Raw genomic sequence first — 17,676 nt, forward strand, 5'->3', positions numbered from 1 at the left:
ATGCCGAGACAGCCCATGACCGAACGCCCCACCCTCGCGCGCCGTCTCTCCCACGTTCTGCCACGCTGCCTGCTGGTCGGCGTGCTGATCGGCAGCCCGCTGCTGGCCAGCGCCGAGGCCGAGCTTGTGCTGCAGACGCGCGAACAGCGTCCGTGGTCACTGCCGGCCAATCTGGAGCGGGTGGCCATCGCCGACCCCAGCGTGGCCGACGTGGTGATGCTGCGCGGCCGTGAGGCGCTGTTGGTCGGCAAGGCACCGGGCAGCACCACCCTGTTGCTGTGGCGTAACGGCAGCCGCGAGCCGGAGCGCCTGCAGATCGAGGTGCGCAGCGCGGTGCAGGGCGCCGTCAGCGCACAGGGCGGCGGCACCGGCCTGATCGTGCAGGACGGCCAGGGTCTGCTGCAGGGCCTGAGCCCGTCGCTGCTGGACCACCAGAGCAGCGTGAAAGCCGCCGCGATGGCGGTGGGCAAGGACGGCCAGCTCGCCGACATCTCCACCATCGCCAGCGGTGGCGTGGTCCAGGTCGAGGTGAAGATCGTCGAGTTCAACAAGTCGGTGCTGCGCCAGATCGGCATGAGCTTCGGCAACAAGAACTTCAACGGGAACAACGGTTTCTACTACGGCATCACCCGCCCTGGTTCCACCCTGCCGGGCCTGCTGCCGGCAGGCGAATCGGCCGGCCCGGACGACGTCATCATCACCAATCCGCTCTCGTCCGCATTCGGGTTGGTGTTCAAATCCCTCACTCATGGGTGGGATGCGAACATCGACCTGCTGCAGAGCAACGGCATGGCCCGGGTGCTGGCCGAGCCGACCCTGGTCGCGCTTTCCGGGCAGAGCGCGAGCTTCCTGGCCGGTGGTGAACTGCCGATCCTCGAACCGCAGGGCCTGGGCACGACCACGGTGACGTTCAAGCCGTTCGGCATCGGCCTGACCGTGACCCCGACCGTGCTCGGCCCGAACCGTATCGCGCTGAAGGTCGCCCCGGAAGCAAGCGATCTCAACTATGCCGCCGGCATCACCTACAACGATGTGCAGGTGCCATCGATCACCACGCGCCGCGCGGACACCACGGTCGAGCTGGGCGACGGCGAAACCTTCGTGATCGGCGGACTGGTCAGCAACAACGTCACCTCCAACGTGGACAAGGTGCCGCTGCTCGGCGATCTGCCGATCATCGGCTCGTTCTTCCGCACCCTGAATTACAAAAAGGAAGAGAAGGAGCTGGTCATCATCGTCACGCCGCGGCTGGTGCAGCCGCTGGCCCAGGGCACCGAGGTGCCGCTGCCGGGCCAGCGCGAGGCATCGCCGAACCTGCCGGTCTGGGGGGCCTGGCTGCTGAGCCCGGCGTCCTCGGACCAGCTGCCCGGATTCTCGCGCTGAGCCCGATGCCAGGAACCTGCCCTCCATGTCCGCCACCCTGCAACTGGTCCAACCACGGGATGCTTCGATGAAGCTCGTGCTGTTTGCGCCGGACCGCGAACTGGCCACCCTGCTCTCGGCGCTGCTGCCGTCGCTGGGCACGGTGCAGTGGCTGGACAGCGCCGCGCCGGCGTCGGCGCTGGAACCGCTGCGCGATACCGGCTGCGTGGTGCTGCTGGACTACCGGCATGAGCACGCGGCGTTTTCCGCGGCCCTGACCCGCCAGCTGCAGGCGCAGGCGCCCGAGCTGCCGCTGGTCGCGGTGGGCTCGACCCAGGCCGAGCACATGGACGGCGTGGTGGCCGCGCTGCGCGCCGGGTTGCGCGACCTGCTCGATCTGGACAGCGCGCCACAGGACATGGAGGCCGTGCTGCGCCGCGCCGCGTCGCTGGGCGTGCAGGGCCGCGGCACCGTCCCGGTCGCGCCACCGGCACGCGCACGCATGGTGCTGCTGCTCGGGGTACGCCCCGGCGTGGGCAGCAGCACGCTGGCCGCGCATCTGGGCGTGCTTGCGCAGCAGGCCACGACGGCGCACCCGGCTGAAACGGCGCCTGCCGGCACGGGCACGTTGCTGCTCGACCTGGGGCAACCCACCGGCGATCTGACGCTGTACCTCAATGTGGACCCCACCTTCCATTTCGACGATGCGCTGCGCAACGCCGGACGCATCGACGCCACGCTGGCGCGCACCGCGATGGCCCACCACGCCACCGGCGTCACCCTGCTCGGCCAGCCGCCGGGCATGGAAGGGGCCGCACTGCCCGACCCCGGCATGCTGATGCAGCGCCTGCGCAGTGTCTTCCACACCGTGCTGTGCGACCTCGGCGGCGTCCCCCTGCGTCAGTTGCCGGTGTCGCTGCTCAACAGTGCGGACGACATCTGGCTGATCGCCGACCAGTCGATCGGTACCCTGGTCTCGCTGGACCAGATGCTGCGTCATCTCACCCAGGTCGGTGCGCGCGATACCCGGGCGCAGCTGATCATCAACCGCCATGACGATGCCAGCGGCCTGAGCCCGGCGCAGATCGCCGCCCGCTTCGAGCTGCCGCTGTTGGCGGTGTTGCCCGATCGGCCCACACTGCGTTCCAGTGCCAGCCATGGCCGCCTGCTGCTGCAGGATGCGCCCCGTGATCCGTATGTGCGTGCCCTTGCCCCGCTGTTGTCGCACCTGGATCCGACGGCCCCCGCGCCGGCCAGGGGCTGGCGGGAACACCTCGCCCTTCGCCTGAGTGGTTCCCCATGGAAGACAAAGTGACCCCGTTCCCGACCACCACGGCCCGCGCCGATGCCGGCCCCGAAGCCGAGCCTGGCGTGCAGCCGTTCGAACAGTCCGAGCAGTACCAGAAAGTGCTGATCGCCGCGCATGAGCACCTGCTCAACAGCATCGAGGACGAGCGCATCGACATCGACGCGTGGGCACCGGATACCGTGTCGCGCTACGTGCATGCGCAGACCGCCGGCTTCGTCCACGAATGGCGGATCCCGATCAACGAGGCCGAGAAGGACATCGTCGCCAATGCGCTGGTCAAGGAGCTGACCGGCTTCGGGCCGCTCGATGACCTGCTGCATGATCCGGAGATCGAAGACATCCTGATCAACGGTTACAAGGACATCCACGTCTCCCAGGGCGGCATGCTCAAGCGCGCGCCGCAGCGCTTCAGCGACGACAGCCACCTGCTGCGCATCCTGCGCCGGATCCTGGCCCCGCTCGGCCGCCGGCTGGACGAATCCAACCCGATGGTGGATGCGCGCCTGCCCAACGGCGGCCGGCTCAACGCCATCATCTCGCCGCTGGCCGTGGATGGGCCGATGGTCTCGATCCGCAAGTTCCGCAAGGACCCGTTCACCCCGGACGAACTGCTGCGCATGGGCACCTTCGACCGGCCGATGCAGGCACTGCTGCACGCGATGGTGCTGGGCCGCTGCAACATTCTCGTCTCCGGCGGCACCAGTTCGGGCAAGACCTCGCTGCTCAATGCGCTGGCCAACTACATTCCGGCCAACGAACGCGTCATCACCGTCGAAGACACCGCAGAGCTCTCGCTCAACCACCCGCACGTGGTGCGCCTGGAAAGCCGGATCGGCGGCGCGGACGGCAACGGCGCGATCAGCATCCGCGACCTGGTCCGCAACAGCCTGCGCATGCGCCCGGACCGGATCGTGGTCGGCGAAGTGCGTGGCGCCGAAGTGCTGGAAATGCTGCAGGCCATGAACACCGGCCATGACGGCTCGATGGCCACCATCCACGCCAACTCGCCGCGCGACTGCCTCTACCGCATCGAGATGCTGGCCGGATTCGCCGGTTTCCAGGGCAGCGAGGACAGCCTGCGCCGGCAGATCGCCAGCGCCATCGATTTCATCGTGCAGATCTCCCGCCTGGGCAGCGGCCGCCGGGTCCTGATCTCGATCACGGAAATCACCGGCGTCACCGACAACATGATCGCGACCCAGGAGATGTTCCGTCACGAAGTGCAGATCGATGCCGACGGCAAGGAATACGACCGCTGGGTCGGGCTGGGCTTCCAACCGCATTCGCACAAGCTCGAGCCGTTCCGCCGGCAGCTGCGCGAAGCACTGGGCGGAGGCTTCTGAGCATGGCCTTCGTCCTGCTCCTGTGCAGTGCGGCGCTGGTGCTGGTGGCCCTGGCCGTGGAGCTGTGGGGCGGCGCGGCCGCACGCGAGCAGCGGAGGCTGTCGCTGCAGCACGCCGAGCAGCGGCTGTCGCGGCCGGACACCTCACCGCGCCTGGCCGGGATCAGCGACAGCCCTGCCCCGATGCCGGTGACCACCGCGCCCAGCGGCCTGCCCTGGGATGCGCTGATGCAACGCGCCGCCCTGCCGACCGGCTGGCGGGTGCCGTTGCTGTTTGCCGCCGCCGCTGCGTTGTTGGCGTGGATCGCCAGTGCGCGGCTCGGCACCGCGTGGGCCGCGCCGATCGTACTGGTGCTCAGTGCCTTGGCGGCGTGGTTCTGGGTATCGCGCCGGATCAACCGGCTGCAGGCCAGACTGCTGCGCCAGCTGCCGGACTTCCTCGACAACCTGGTGCGCCTGGCCGGGCTCGGCAACAGCCTGCAGATGGCGTTCCAGACCTCGGCCGCGCAGATGCCGATGCCACTGCGTGGCCTGCTCGATGCCACCCTGTCCTACACCCGCAGCGGGCTGGACCTCGACCGCGCCCTGGCGCAGGCAGCCCAGCCCTATCGGCTCGAGGCCCTGAACGTGCTGTCGGTCGTGCTCGGGGTCAGCGTGCGCATCGGCGGCCGCGCCGACCAGATCCTGCAGCGCATGGCCGATTTCATGCGCGATCTGGACCAGGCCCAGCAGGAGCTGATGGCCACCACCTCCGAGACCCGCATGTCGGCCTGGGTGCTCGCCCTGCTGCCGCCGATCAGCGCCGTCCTGATGGCGATCACCAGCCCCGAATTCTTCCAGCCGATCATCCACGAGCCACTCGGCCACACGCTGCTGCTGTGGGCGCTGGGGCTGGAACTGATCGGCGGCTTCCTGCTGTACCGCCTGGCCAAATCCCTATGAGCGCCCCCCTGCCCGTCCTGGCCACCGGAGGTCACCATGACCAGTAGCGGCTGGTGGGTCGCCACGCTGTTGGTACTCGCCGCGGGCGTGGCCCTGCTCGGCGTGCGCGGCTGGGTCCTGAGTGGCCGCGAACAACGGCACCAGGAGGCACTGCAGGCCGCCCTGCGTCCGCGCGACGTGCCGGGCTCAGCGTCCCCGCCCGCGCAGCCGCCGGTCAGCCTGCGCCAGCGCTGGCTCAAGGGAATCGCGGGGTTCGGCCAGCGCTTCAACGGCGGGCGCATCGAAGCCGCCCTGCTCGCGCCGGAAGATCGGCTGCTGCTCGACCAGGCAGGCTGGAACACCCAGGCCGGTACCGCGATCTTCCTCGGCCTGCGCCTGTTGATCGCGGTCGCCACACTGGTCCTGGTGCTGGCTTTCAACCACAGCACCGGATTCAGCCGCGCGATGGCGATCTTCGGCGCACTGGCGTTCGGCATCCTGCTGCCCAAGTTCGCCTTGCGTGCCTGGGCGATGCGCCTGCGCAGGCAGGTCTCCGCGGAGCTGCCCCTGCTGATCGATCTGCTGCGGCTGCTGCAGGGGGTGGGTTTCAGCATGGACCAGAGCCTGCAGACGCTGGGCGACAAGCTGCGCAACGCCATCCCGGTGCTGGGCCGCGAAATCCACCAGGCCAACATCGCCTACATGCATGGGCGCAGCCGCGAGCAGTCGCTGCGCCGGCTGAGCGAATCGTTCGATGACGAGGACCTGCGCAGTCTGGTGCAGCTGATCCTGCAGGTGCATGCCCATGGCGGCGCCGTGCAGGAGCCGTTTCGCCAGTTCAGCATCCGGCTGCGCGAACAGCGCCGTTCCACCCTCAAGGAGAAGGTGGGCAAGCTCTCGGTGAAGATGACCGTCGTGATGATGTTGACCTTGTTACCGGCGTTGATGCTGGTGCTGGCCGGTCCGGCCATCATCGCCCTCGCCTCCGCCCTGACCAAACTGGATTGAACGCCATGCGCCACGCCGTGCTTTCCCGCCTCTGCCTGCTGCTCGCCGCGACCGCACTCTGCGCAGCCTGTTCGAACGTGCGCAACGGCTACCGCCAGGACCCGATGGCGTTGGCCTCGCCCGAGGTGGCGCCGCAGGACGACAAGCAGCTCTACGCCGAGCTGATCGCCAAGATGCAGCAGCAGGGCGCGTACTACGCGTCGCTGGCGCACGTGGACGCCTACCGGCAGCGTTACGGCGACAGCCCGCAGCTGCGGCTGTTGAATGCCGATGCGCTGCGCGAAACCGGGCAGCGCGAGGCCGCGCTGACGATCTACGCCAGCCTCACCAGCGGACCGCAGGCCGCGGCGGCATGGCACGGACTGGGTCTGGTCGCGGCCCGCGACGGCGACGCGGTGCGCGCGGAACAGGCATTGGCGAAGGCCGTGCAGCTGCAACCGTTGAATACGGGCTACCTGGGAGATCTTGGCTTCGCCCGGCTGCGCGCCGGCGACTGGGCCCGGGCGCAGGAACCGCTGGCCAAGGCGGCCGAGCTGTCGCCCGGCAGCGCCAAGGCCAACGCCAATCTGGCGGTGTGGGCCATGCTTCGCGGCCAGAACGAGATGGCCGAGACGATCATGCGCAACGCGCGCTTGACCGACAGCGCCCAGGCCGAAGTGCGCCGGCTGGCGGAACAGCTGCGCCAGCAGGCCACGCCTGCACCGTCGGTGCAGCGCGCCCCGGCCAGCGTCGCCGCAGCGGCCCCGGCCCCGGCGCCCACACCCACCGCGCGCGCCGCGACCCCATCGGCAGCCCGCCGGGTGGCGGTCGATACCGATCGCCGTACCAGCACCGATGCGCGTCTGGCGCCATCGATGCTCGAGCGCTTCAGCACCGCCACTCCCGCCAGCGAGAACACGCCATGAGCCAGCTGCGTCGCCTGCCTGTTTGCCTCCTGCCCGTCGGCCTGCTGCTGATGCTGCCGGCCTGGATCTCGCCCGTGCTGGCGCAGCAGGCACCACTGACCGGACAGATGCTGGGCGGGCAGGATGCCCCGCCGGTCGCCGTCACTGCGCCGCCCGCCGCGGCGCCCGTCCAGTCCGATCCCGGTGACGTGGCGCGCGCACCGGGCCACGCCTCGGGCGTACCGGCCGAGCGTTACGTTCCCCCTGCACCGCCGCCGCGCACCGAGATCGGCCAGACCACCCGCGACCTGCTGCGCATGCAGGCCGCGGGCACCCACGCCGGGCCGCGCCTGCCGATCCTCGGTGACCAGGCGACCGCCAGCTACGCGCGTTACCTCAAGAGCTTCGAGCACGAGATTCCCGAGTTCCTCAAGACCAGCGTCAAGAAGGACGTCAGCGATACCAACTAAGGAGGGCAAGGCCATGCACCAGTCCAGCGCCCGCGTACCCCCGTCTTCCCGCCGGCGGCTGCGCGGCGGGATGTCGGTCACCATGATGCTGGTCCTGCTCGGCCTGGTCGGCATGCTCGGCCTGGTCGAAGTGGGCTATCTGTACTGGGCCAAGCGCGATGCGCAGAAGGTGGTCGACCTGGCCTCGATGGCCGGCGCGCAGCGGCTGGACCTGTGCAGCGCCGACCGCGGCGACAACAACGCCGCGCGCGGCAATGCGGCACAGGGCAATGGATTCTCCGGCACCCTGGCGATCCAGTGCGGCAACTGGAACCCGACACGCGGAACGGACGACCACTTCAGCATGACGCTGGATGCGGCGAACCCGCTCAACGCCGTCAAGGTCGTGGCGACCCGCCCGGTCCTGCCGTTCTTCGGCCAGAACACGCGCCTGCCGACGGTCCGCGCGCAGGCGGTGGCGACCCGCGCGCCACCGATCGCCGTGTTCTCGGTGGGCTCACAGCTGCTGCGGGTCAACGGCACGACGCCGCTGGGCAACGTACTCACTCTGGTCGGCGTCAATCTGGACCGCACCACCCTGCTCGGCTATGACGGATTGGCGCAGGCCAAGGTCACGCCGGGCGGCCTGCTGCAGGCGCTGGGCATTCCGGTCGATGCCAACATCGGCATCGCCGAATTCAACGCGCTTCTCGCCGCGAACCGCGTATCGCTCGGGCAACTGCTGGACGCTACGGCCACGGTGCTGACCCGCAGCGGTGTCGCCAACGTGGACCTGACCGCACTGCGCAATGCGCTCGCGGCAAGGATCGATCTCAACCAGCTCAACGTGCAGCTCGGCAGCACCGATGCCACGAGCGGCCTGTTCGCACGGGTCGTGGCACCCGAAGGCCCTGCATCGCCAGCGCTGCAGGCCGACATCAGCGCGCTGGACCTGATCACCACCAGCATCAGCATCGCCAGCGGCGGCAATGGCGTCGCGGTGAACAACCTCAACATCCTGGGCCTGGTGCAGACCCGCGCGGCGATCATCGAGCCGCCGTCCATCGCCATCGGCGGCATCGGCACGCGCGCCTACAACGCGCAGGTCCGGCTGAAGATCGATATCGATACCGCCGGCCTGGCCGTGCTTGGTCCGGTGCTGAGCGGGCTGGGCATCCGCCTCAACCTGCCGATCTACGCCGATGTGACCAACGCGATGGGGACGCTGGAGGCGCTCAATTGCGGCGCAACACCGCCCACCGCCACGGTGCGGGTGCAGTCCTCGCTGCTGCGCGCGTGTGTCGGCCGTGTCGATGCGGCCCATCAGTTCTCCGAGCGCAATGTCTGCGATACCGGGCTGCAGAACGAGCAGCTGCTGACCCTGCTGGGCGCGCCGCTGGTCACCGACAAGATCTCGCTCAATGCTCTCGCACACGATGAACGCGTCACGCTGGCTGCCGGGGAAACGGCCTCCACCCGCTTCAACCAGGCCCAGGTCGGCGCGGCGGTTTCCGGCCTGGTGAGTGAACTGCTGCGGGTGCTGAGCAACGTGGTTACGCCCGGCAAGCAGGGCAGCACCGATGCCGCCACCGCCAACCGGTTGGCGGATCAGTATCTCAAGGCCGCCAATCCGGGTAACGGATTCTACGATGCCAAGAAAACCATCGAGCTGCTGCGCCATGGCAACCCGGCCCTTGGCATCGGTGCGCTGGGTGATTGGGATGTCATCAATGGCGTGCCATATGCATGCCCCCCGCTCTATCTCACTACCTGCACCCGTACCGGCTCGGTATGGGACAGCTACAACGCCACGGTGACCGGCGAAGGGATGGGAGCGCTCAGCGGCCTGCTCGGCGGACTGCTCGGCGGACTGGTCGTCAACCGCTGCAACAGCCTGATCAGTACCCTGCTCAACTACAACAACTGCGTCAAATCCAATCTCGCCTCCTATCTGCAGACCCGGCCCGGCGGCCTGCAGGACCTGGGCGGCGGCACCGGCGTCACCGATCCGGGCAGCGACCAGGTCCGCTGCAGCGGCCTGCTGTGCCTGGCCCTGACCCCCGTCCTGGAAACCCTGAAGCCGCTGCTCAATGGCGTCGGCACCCTGCTGTCGCAGACGCTGGCGCAGATTCTCGGGCTGGAGCTGGGCCGGACCGACGTACATATGCAGTCCATCCAGTGCACCCCGGCACAGTTGGTTTATTGACGCCGTGGTGAAGTGCGGACCACGCGATTGTGCGTGCTAGACTCCGGCGGGGACTTAACTTCACCGATAATCCATTCGTGGATGGCCAGAATATGCGAGAGAGAAAAGGGGTAGGTTCCATCGTCACGCACGCGTTGACCGGTGGGATCGTGTTGCTGCTGACGTTGTCCGTCGTACCGCAGGCCGTGGCCGCGCGCGCATCGCGTGCCGAGCCGGCCGCGGAGGCCACGCCGCGCCCGGCGCCGGTGGTCCGCAATACCGTGGACGAACTGCGCCAGCTGGTCGACTCCAAACAGCTGACCGAGCTGCGCACGACCTACAACGGTGCCTACGGCGCCAGCCTGCTGTTCAATACCAGCACGCTGAACTATTACGTGGCGCTGTTCCACGAGAAAGACTTCTGGCGCGTGATCAAGACCGATTCGGTCGACAACGCCGAGAAGGTCTACCGCACGTTCGTCGAACAGACCGAACAACTGGCCCAGGTGTACATCGACACCACCCGCCTGCAGGCCGGCAAGCGTTACACCGAAAACCTGGTCGCCTACAACGCAGAGCGGCTGCGCAGCCTGCAGCAGGAAGCCGAGCTGCAGCGCCAGCAGTCGTTGCAGGTCAGCGCCTCGCTGGAACAGGCCAAGCAGCAGGCCGTCAGCCTGAGCACCGACCTGCGCAGCTCCCACAGCGAACTGGACGCGCTCAACCAGCGCATCCAGACGCTGCAGGCGCAGCAGCTGAATCCGGCGCTGTCCCTGCCCTCGGCCGAGTCGGCTACGCCGGACCCGGTGCCGCAGGGCAACCCCGGCAGCCCGTAACGGCATCGCGCGCCCTGCCCCGCCAGGGCACGTCACGGACGGCGCCGATGGCGCCGTCTTCGTTTGCGGTGCAGTACCCTTGGTGGCGCAGACGTACTGCGCATCAGCAAGGAGTGCACCATGCCCGTTCCACGTCCCCGCATCACCGTGTCCGGCGTGCGCGGTGCGCTGGCGTCATCGCGCGCCGGACTCGCCGCGGCACTGGTCGCCGTCCTCGCTGTGCCGGTCGCCGCCGTCGCTACCCCGGCGCCGCCGACCGCACCGCCGCTGTCGGCGGAGGCGTCCGATCCGAAGCTGCTGGGCTGGATGCAGGGCGCGCCGCCGCCGGAAGACAAGCGCATCCGCTACACCGACGACGATTATTTCAGCTTCCCCAAGCTGCGCTGGACGGTCTGCCATTTCCGCCAGTTGATGCCCACCGTCGGTGTCAGCCGCGGTGCCGGCGCTGCCCGTGCGCTGCCGCGTCGGCTGGATGACGCGATCGACGCGCTGTCGTTCACGCCGCTCGGCAGCAGCACCCGCATGACCTGGGCCCAGTCACTGCCGGCCAATTACACCGACGGCATCGTCGTGCTGCATGACGGCGTGGTGGTCTTCGAACGCTACAGCGGCTGCCTGGACGAACATGGCCAGCATGGCGCGATGTCCGTCACCAAATCGATCACCGGGCTGCTCGGCGAAATGCTGGTGGCCGAGGGCGTGATCGATGAAACCGAGCGCGTCGGCGCGATCATTCCCGAGCTCAAGGACAGCGCCTTCGGCGACGCCACGGTCAAGCAGGTGCTGGAGATGACCACGGCGCTGCGCTACAGCGAAGACTACGCCGACCCCAATGCCGAGGTCTGGCAGTACTCCGCCGCCGGCAGCACCCTGCCCCCGCCCGCCGGCTACACCGGGCCGCGCAGCTACTACGATTACCTGCAGACCGTGCAGAAGCAGGGCCGCCACGGCGACGCGTTCGGCTACAAGACGATCAACACCGATGCCCTGGGCTGGATCATCGCCCGGCGTACCGGCCAGTCCGTCGCACAGCTGCTGCAGTCGCGGATCTGGCAACGTCTCGGCGCCGAGCAGGATGCGTATTACACCGTGGACTCCACCGGCACGCCGTTCGCAGGCGGTGGCTTCAATGCCGGCCTGCGCGATCTCGCCCGGGTCGGCCAGCTGCTGCTCGACGACGGCAAGGTGGGTGGCCAGTCGGTCGTGCCCGCCGCCGCGATCGCCCGCATCCGCGCGGGCGGCAACACGCAGGCCTTCGCCAAGGCCGGGTATGCACAGCTGCCGGGCTGGAGCTATCGCGGCATGTGGTGGATCTCACACAACGACCACGGCGCCTACATGGCGCGCGGGGTGCATGGCCAGGCCCTCTACATCGATCCCACCGCACGGGTGGTGATCGCGCGGTTCGGCTCGCACCCGGTCGCCGGCAACAGCGCGAACGACCCGACCACCCTGCCGGCTTTCGATGCCGTCGCGCGGTACCTGATGACGCAGCCCTGAGCGTGCTTGGCGGCGGCCATCATGGCGGGCACGGTTCGCCTTTCGTGCGCCCTCCCAGCGGATGCCAGGCGGTCACCGGCAGGCATCATGGATACGGTCATCCATCTGCCGGCTCAGCGCGAGGCTCGCCCGCTGGCCTGCCTTCTGGTATGCCGTCTCCCGCCGGCGCCGCGCCGCGGCGCACTTCACAGGATCGGTGTGGACCGTGATCAGCGCTCCGCGGACGCCCGAGGCCCGTGCCGCGCCGGGGCGCTGCGCGCGCTTCTGACGCGTGGGTGCAGCGTCCGCGCGCCGCCTGGCCTGGAGCTCCTGCCGCAGCGACTCGATATGCATGTCATTGGCCCAGGTGTCGGCAGGCGGCGGCATCTCGCGGATGCGTTCGGTGCGACCCTGGCACGGAGTGGACTGGTAGTGGCGCGCGCCGTCCACCAGGCAGGTGTGAACTTGTCGAGTGGGCGGCTCCACTGTGGTGGCACTCATCATCAGGGTCAGCAACCACGCAGGCATCGCATCGCTCCGTGCAGAGGCATCCAGCATGTCCCGGTGCCGGTACCGCTGTCGTGACCGGCTGCACAATGACCCACCCATGCGCATGAACCCGACACGGAATCACTGGCACGCCCTACCCCGATCCTACGGTGTGGCGCCCACGTGCAGCTCGAGCACCTCATCGCCCAGCGCATCGATCTCACCGGTCGGCCGCCAGCCGAGGTAACGATAGAACCCGTACGAGCGAACCGCCGGATCCGCTGCACACCCCAGGATCAGCCGCGCATGCCCCGCCTCGACCAGATCAGCAATGGCCAGATCCAGCAAGTGCCGACCGATGCCCCGTCCTTCATAGGCCGGCAGCAACGCCAGAACGACGATCTCGCCGCCTTCGCGATCGCCAAAGCAGTAGCCGACCATCCGCTCACCTTCGAGTGCGATATGCCCCGGCAGCGCATCGTCACGGATACCGGCCGCCCAGCTGTCTTCCGTGATGCCAAGCTCGGCGAGCTGGGCGGCGGAGAACGCGTTCTCGCGGGTGCGACCGCGCAGATCGATGCAGGCCGCGGCATCGTCGGGTAACGCGCGGCGGTAATGGATCGGGTGGGTCATACGTGCTTCCTTCCATCGCCGAAACGCTCGGCACCGCACAGTATGCCGTTGCATCGCGGCAGGCCCAAACGCAGCGGGCCCGGCATTGCCGGGCCCGCGAGGCGATTACAGGAAGCGGTAGTCGAACTCCAGCCACAACTGGCGGCCGTACGGATCGTAGTTGCCGACCGGATAGAACGGCCAGCCACCGCCGTTCTTGTCCGCCGGCGGGCGGCTGTCGCGCAGGTTGTTGACGATCAGGCCGAGCGTGGCGTTGTCGTTGAGCTTGCGATACAGGCTGGCGTTGTAGGTCATGTACGGGGCGATGCGGCCGCTGCCGTCGGTCTTCGGCAACGAGCCGTAGCGCATGCCGTACAGCGTGGCGGTCCAGTCGTTGATCGCCCAGGTCACGCTGCCGTTGACCTTGCTGCGCCACTGGTAGGAATCCAGCGAGTTGCGCTGGTCCTGGACCTCGTCACCGGCGAACTGGCGGTAGCTGTGATCGATCACCAGCGAGTACGCCGCTCGCGCGGAGAAGCGACCGTAGCGACCGGCATCCCAGCGCAGGTTCGACTTCAGGTCGATGCCGCGCACGGTTTCGGACGCGGCGTTGATCGGGTTGATCAGCACGCGCACCACTTGGTTCGGCTGCACCGCGGCATCGGCCGGGTTGCGGATCACCCGGCGCAGCGCGTCCTGGCATTGCGCCGAGCCGATATCGCGCGCGTCGCCGCCCACCGTCTGGCCGAGACGGCAATCCGCTTCGTCCTTGAGGATGCGCGTGGCGTCGAGGTTGGTGACCTCGTCGTCGATGCGGATGTCGTAGTAGTCGGCGGTGAAGTCCAGATTCGCCGACGGCGACCAGACGAAGCCCAGGCCATAGGACTTGGCCGTCTCCGGCTGCAGCTGCGGGTTGGCGCCGCTGGTGTAGTCGATCGCCAGTCCGCTGAAGTCGCAGTCGTCATAGGCCTGGCCGGCACTGCGGCAGCGCCAGTAGTCGGTCATGCCGGGGTTGTAGCCGCGCGTTTCGGTCGCGAACACATAGTTCATGTCCGGCGCACGGAAGCTGGTCGCCGCACTGGCGCGCAGCAGCAACGTATCGAACGGGCGGAACTCCAGGCCGGTGCTCCAGGTCGCCTTGCCCAGGTGATCCCCGGCCGCGCGGTACTGGTCGTAGCGGCCGGCGACGGTCGCCGTCAGGCGCTCCAGCAACGGCAGCTGCAGCTCCACGCCGGCCGCATAGCGATCACGTTCGCCACCGGCGGGAATCCCGGCGTTGAGGTTCCAGAACACGCCTTGGCCCAACGCCGGGTCCGGGCGGTTGCTGTAGCCCTGGCTGCCGGCCTCGACCACCGCTGCCAGCGCGGCACGGCCGCCGGGCAGATCGAACAGCTGGCCGTTGACGCTGACGCTGGCGGTCTGCAGCCACGCCGCGTTGCGGCTCTCGTAGCGGTCCGAGAGACCGTCGTACTCCCCCGGGGTCAGCGGCTGGTACAGACGTGACGGATCGGGTGCATACACCTCCACGCCGTTGCGGGTGCCCAGCTGCGGGCCGAGCAGATACTCGTTGATGCCGACCAGCAGGCCCGGACGCTGCGTCCTGTTCTCGTAGCGCGAGCGGCTGTAGGCCGCTTCGTAGTCCCAGTCCGAGCCGCCGATGCTGCCTCGCGCACCGACGTTGAACGACCACGACTGCTCCAGGAAGCGATTGGCATTGCGCTGTACGCCACCGATCTCTTCCGGCGCGAAACGTCGGTACCAGCTTTCCAGCTGACCGCTGTTCTGGTTGTAGAAGTAGTTGCGCGAAGAGGTCCAGCTCGGCGCACGCGTGTTGTTGTAGATGCGCGCAGTGCCGATGGCCGCATCGGCGAACAGTTCCTGGCGATCGTTCAAACGCCAGGTCACGGCGCTGTAGGCATCGATGTTGCGCTTCTCGGTCTGCACGGTCCAGAACGTCGGCGAGGCTTCATTGCTGCCGCAGTACCAGCCTTGGCGCGGGTTCTGTGCGCGGAACACACTGCCGCCATAGAGCGTGCTGGAGGCATCGCAGCCGTCGGTGCCGGGATCGATGTAGTTGTTGGTGGACGCGTTGCGGCGATAGGCCACCGCCGTCGCCAACGGGTCCACGCCACGTGGGTCGTCGGTCAGCGAGTCCATGAAATCGCGCTGCGAGCCGTAGATGGCCTTGCGGTTGGCGATCTCCAGGCCGAAGATCGCGTCCCACTGCTCGCCCGAACCGCCGCCGACGGCCTGCAGGCGCTGGTTGTCACCGCCGCCCTGCTCGGTGGTGCCGGCGCGGACATTGATGCCGACGCCGTCATAGGTTTTCTTGAGGATGATGTTGACCACGCCGGCGATCGCGTCCGAGCCGTACACCGCCGACGCACCGCCGGCCAGCACTTCGATCCGGTCGATCAGCGCACTCGGGATGTTGGCCAGGTTGACCACGTTGACCGAGCCTTCGTAAGCCAGCGGGTAATCGGACTGGCGGCGGCCGTTGACCAGCACCAGCGTGCGGTTCGGGCCCAGGCCACGCAGATTGATCGTATTGGCTGCCGGGGTGAAGGTGTTGCCGAAGTCCTCGCCCTGCACGTTGCCGGTGTTCTCGGTCAGCGCGCTGAGTGCTTCGAAGGCGCTGCGATAGCCCTGCGCCTCGATCTGCTCCTGGGTGATCACCGTTACCGGGGAGGGGCCTTCCACGCTGGCGCGGGGGATGCGCGAGCCGGTGACCGTGACCGCATCGAGCTGGGTCGGCGCATCGGCGGCGTGGACCAGGGAGCCTGCGCCAAGCAGGGGCAACAACGACAGAACCAGGGCCCGCCGACGCAGCGGGCGATACAGCACAGACATGCAGAATTCCGGTAAAGAGCTACGTCCCGTCGCGGGCAGGCCCGTGCCGGAGCGTAGTGAGGAAGGGGCCGTGATTCTGCTGAACAGGCGGAAAAGGGGGAAATGACCGCCCGGGATATGCTTATCGATATTTCGCCTAAGCAACGAAAAACGGCGGCCCTGCGGCCGCCGTCTGCGTGACTTCGCGTGCGCCCGGGCTCAGGCGTCGGCAGGCAGTGCACTCTGGCGGTTCACCAGCGCGCTGAAGCGTGCGAGCGAGCTCAGGTGGTGATGCACCAGCGCCAGCCAGCCGTTGCGGTGCCAGGCCACCACGGTGGCATCCGGCAACGCGGCGAATTTCTCCACGTCCACGACCTGGAAACCGTTGATCGACATCTGCCGGCCATCGGCCAAGGTGACGTCGATATTGCGGTCGATCAGCAGGCTGTTCTCGATCAGGGCAGCAGTGAAGCGACGGGTCGCATCATGCTCGCGGGTGTAATCGCCGCAGAAGCGCATGGCGTTGTCGACCACCTCGGTCGCCTTGCCATCCTGGAACAGCGGCAGGCCGTCCTCGCTCTGGCCCTGGTTGACCTGCCGGGCGGCCGAGTCCAGCGCGAGCACGTACTCGTCCTGCTCGCCGGCCTGCATGAACACGAACGGGTAGCGGCGCACGTAGGCTGGCACGTAGCTCTGTTCGTCCCAGAGGTCATTGGCAACGAACAGATTGCGCTGGGCCAGACCCACGGCCACCACCGGCATCGCATCCTTGCCGGTGAAGATGATCGGGTAATGCTGGGCCAGCGAGCCGAACTCGCCGATCACGGCGGGAATCGCGTTGGTATCCGCCGCGAAATGCGCGGTGTCGGGCACCAGGCGCCAGGCGGCATGCAGATCCGAGCGCAGCGGCACGGGCGCTTGGTAGAACAGCGGACCGGTGGCCTGGGACGGCGCAGCGGCGGGCGGAGTCGTGGTTTCAGCAGTCATGGAATCAGTCGGATACGACGCGCCAGTCAGCCCGGGCGCGAAAGCGGGAACCGCATTGAACGGCCACTATAACGTGCCACGTCCGCGGTTTTTGTTTCAATCGTGCGATCTGCCACGCCTCACAGCACGCCATCCAGCGGACCGGATGCGCCGGTCAGCACGGCGCACGCATGGTCCTGCAGCTCCTCGCCGCTGGCCTTGTTGCCGGCTGCCAGGTCCAACCGGGTGGCCAGCAACACGAAGCCGGGCGCGCCGGCTGCATCGGTCCGTCCCACCACCACCAGCGACCAGTTGCCGATATCGGCGGGGTCGGCCAGGTGAGCGGCCAGCAGGCGCACCGGATTGGCGGTGAGCTCGGCACCCGACAGCTGGCGGGCCAGATAGGCATGTCCGCGCAGCGGCTCCGGCAACGGCTGCCAGTCGCTGCCGATGGCAGGCTGCAGCCGGCGCAGCTGGCCCAGGACATCCGCACGCAGGCAATCCACATGGATGTGCAGCTGGTGCTGGGAGCGACCATGCGGCGAGTTCAACGCCAGGCTGGCCACATCGCGCGGCAGCGCCCGGCCCAGTGCCTGCTCGGTGTGGCTGCGGGCGGCCCAGGCGGCGGCGAAATAGTTCGGTGCACCGGCCCTCAGCAGCGCCGGGCTTTCGATGCCCGAGACCCGGTCCAGGGGCAGCAGCAGAAATTGATAGTGGCCATGCGAGTCCTTCAGCAGCACATCACGGCGATGCGCCTCGGCGGCTACCGCCAGGCAGCTGCCGCGCGGCGCTGCATCGCCCGCGCAGTCGCGCTGGATGATGCCCCACAGCGCGTCCGGATTGGCAGGCGGTTTGGCAGGCGGTGCGGCCGGCGGCCGGGCCGGCGTGGCGCAGGCGGCCAACAGCAGCACCGCACAGGACAGGGACAATCGGGCGATCACGGACAGGCTCGGACAAGGAAACAGGCCCGCAGCAGCGATGCCGGCGGGCGGGCGCGATTGTACCGTG

The 17,676-nt window shown here is 68.3% G+C and carries 15 protein-coding genes; 10 read left to right on the top strand and 5 right to left on the bottom strand.

Going from position 1 to position 17,676, the window contains the following annotated elements:
• The first annotated feature begins 15 nt into the window (after positions 1-15).
• The 10 genes from ABE424_RS04220 to ABE424_RS04265 all read left to right on the top strand — a co-directional run bounded on the left by ABE424_RS04220 (position 16) and on the right by ABE424_RS04265 (position 11,793).
• Positions 16-1,383: a type II and III secretion system protein family protein gene (locus tag ABE424_RS04220; RefSeq protein ID WP_346491064.1), complete on the top strand. Its 1,368-nt coding sequence runs from the start codon at positions 16-18 to the stop codon at positions 1,381-1,383.
• Positions 1,384-1,408: 25 nt separating this feature from the next.
• Positions 1,409-2,677, top strand: coding sequence for a fimbrial protein (locus ABE424_RS04225; RefSeq protein WP_346491063.1), 1,269 nt, complete (start codon positions 1,409-1,411; stop codon positions 2,675-2,677).
• Entirely contained in the window at positions 2,662-4,014 is a 1,353-nt protein-coding gene (locus tag ABE424_RS04230) for a CpaF family protein (protein WP_346477442.1), read from the top strand. Before ABE424_RS04225 ends, ABE424_RS04230 begins: the two co-directional genes overlap by 16 nt.
• 2 nt (positions 4,015-4,016) lie before the next feature.
• On the top strand, positions 4,017-4,955 hold the full coding sequence (locus ABE424_RS04235; RefSeq protein WP_346491062.1) for a type II secretion system F family protein: 939 nt from the start codon (positions 4,017-4,019) through the stop codon (positions 4,953-4,955).
• A gap of 36 nt (positions 4,956-4,991) precedes the next feature.
• Positions 4,992-5,942 (top strand): type II secretion system F family protein, encoded by a 951-nt coding sequence (locus ABE424_RS04240; protein WP_346491061.1) that lies wholly within the window; start codon positions 4,992-4,994, stop codon positions 5,940-5,942.
• A 5-nt stretch (positions 5,943-5,947) separates the two neighbouring features.
• Complete coding sequence (locus ABE424_RS04245) at positions 5,948-6,847, top strand: Flp pilus assembly protein TadD (RefSeq protein WP_346491060.1); 900 nt, start codon at positions 5,948-5,950, stop codon at positions 6,845-6,847.
• On the top strand, positions 6,844-7,296 hold the full coding sequence (locus ABE424_RS04250) for a DUF3613 domain-containing protein (protein ID WP_346491059.1): 453 nt from the start codon (positions 6,844-6,846) through the stop codon (positions 7,294-7,296). Before ABE424_RS04245 ends, ABE424_RS04250 begins: the two co-directional genes overlap by 4 nt.
• 13 nt (positions 7,297-7,309) lie before the next feature.
• Entirely contained in the window at positions 7,310-9,481 is a 2,172-nt protein-coding gene (locus tag ABE424_RS04255) for a TadG family pilus assembly protein (RefSeq protein WP_346491058.1), read from the top strand.
• Between the two features lie 92 nt (positions 9,482-9,573).
• Entirely contained in the window at positions 9,574-10,293 is a 720-nt protein-coding gene (locus ABE424_RS04260; RefSeq protein WP_346491057.1) for a DUF2968 domain-containing protein, read from the top strand.
• Between the two features lie 120 nt (positions 10,294-10,413).
• Positions 10,414-11,793, top strand: a complete 1,380-nt coding sequence (locus ABE424_RS04265) for a serine hydrolase (protein ID WP_346491056.1) — start codon at positions 10,414-10,416, stop codon at positions 11,791-11,793.
• Positions 11,794-11,865: 72 nt separating this feature from the next.
• Here ABE424_RS04265 and ABE424_RS04270 read toward each other — a convergent pair whose 3' ends face one another.
• The 5 genes from ABE424_RS04270 to ABE424_RS04290 all read right to left on the bottom strand — a co-directional run bounded on the left by ABE424_RS04270 (position 11,866) and on the right by ABE424_RS04290 (position 17,609).
• On the bottom strand, positions 11,866-12,300 hold the full coding sequence (locus tag ABE424_RS04270; RefSeq protein ID WP_346491055.1) for a hypothetical protein: 435 nt from the start codon (positions 12,298-12,300) through the stop codon (positions 11,866-11,868).
• Positions 12,301-12,426: 126 nt separating this feature from the next.
• A complete protein-coding gene (locus ABE424_RS04275) occupies positions 12,427-12,894 on the bottom strand; it encodes a GNAT family N-acetyltransferase (RefSeq protein WP_346491054.1) in 468 nt (155 codons plus the stop codon).
• A 105-nt stretch (positions 12,895-12,999) separates the two neighbouring features.
• A complete protein-coding gene (locus ABE424_RS04280) occupies positions 13,000-15,723 on the bottom strand; it encodes a TonB-dependent receptor (RefSeq protein ID WP_346491053.1) in 2,724 nt (907 codons plus the stop codon).
• A gap of 198 nt (positions 15,724-15,921) precedes the next feature.
• Positions 15,922-16,689: a SapC family protein gene (locus tag ABE424_RS04285; RefSeq protein ID WP_179458755.1), complete on the bottom strand. Its 768-nt coding sequence runs from the start codon at positions 16,687-16,689 to the stop codon at positions 15,922-15,924.
• Positions 16,690-16,808: 119 nt separating this feature from the next.
• Positions 16,809-17,609, bottom strand: a complete 801-nt coding sequence (locus tag ABE424_RS04290; RefSeq protein ID WP_346491052.1) for a CDP-diacylglycerol diphosphatase — start codon at positions 17,607-17,609, stop codon at positions 16,809-16,811.
• Between the last annotated feature and the right edge of the window lie 67 nt (positions 17,610-17,676).

Origin of the sequence: Stenotrophomonas sp. TWI1149 (assembly GCF_039673155.1) — a bacterium.
In the GTDB taxonomy this organism is placed as follows: Bacteria; Pseudomonadota; Gammaproteobacteria; order Xanthomonadales; family Xanthomonadaceae; genus Stenotrophomonas; species Stenotrophomonas maltophilia_AA.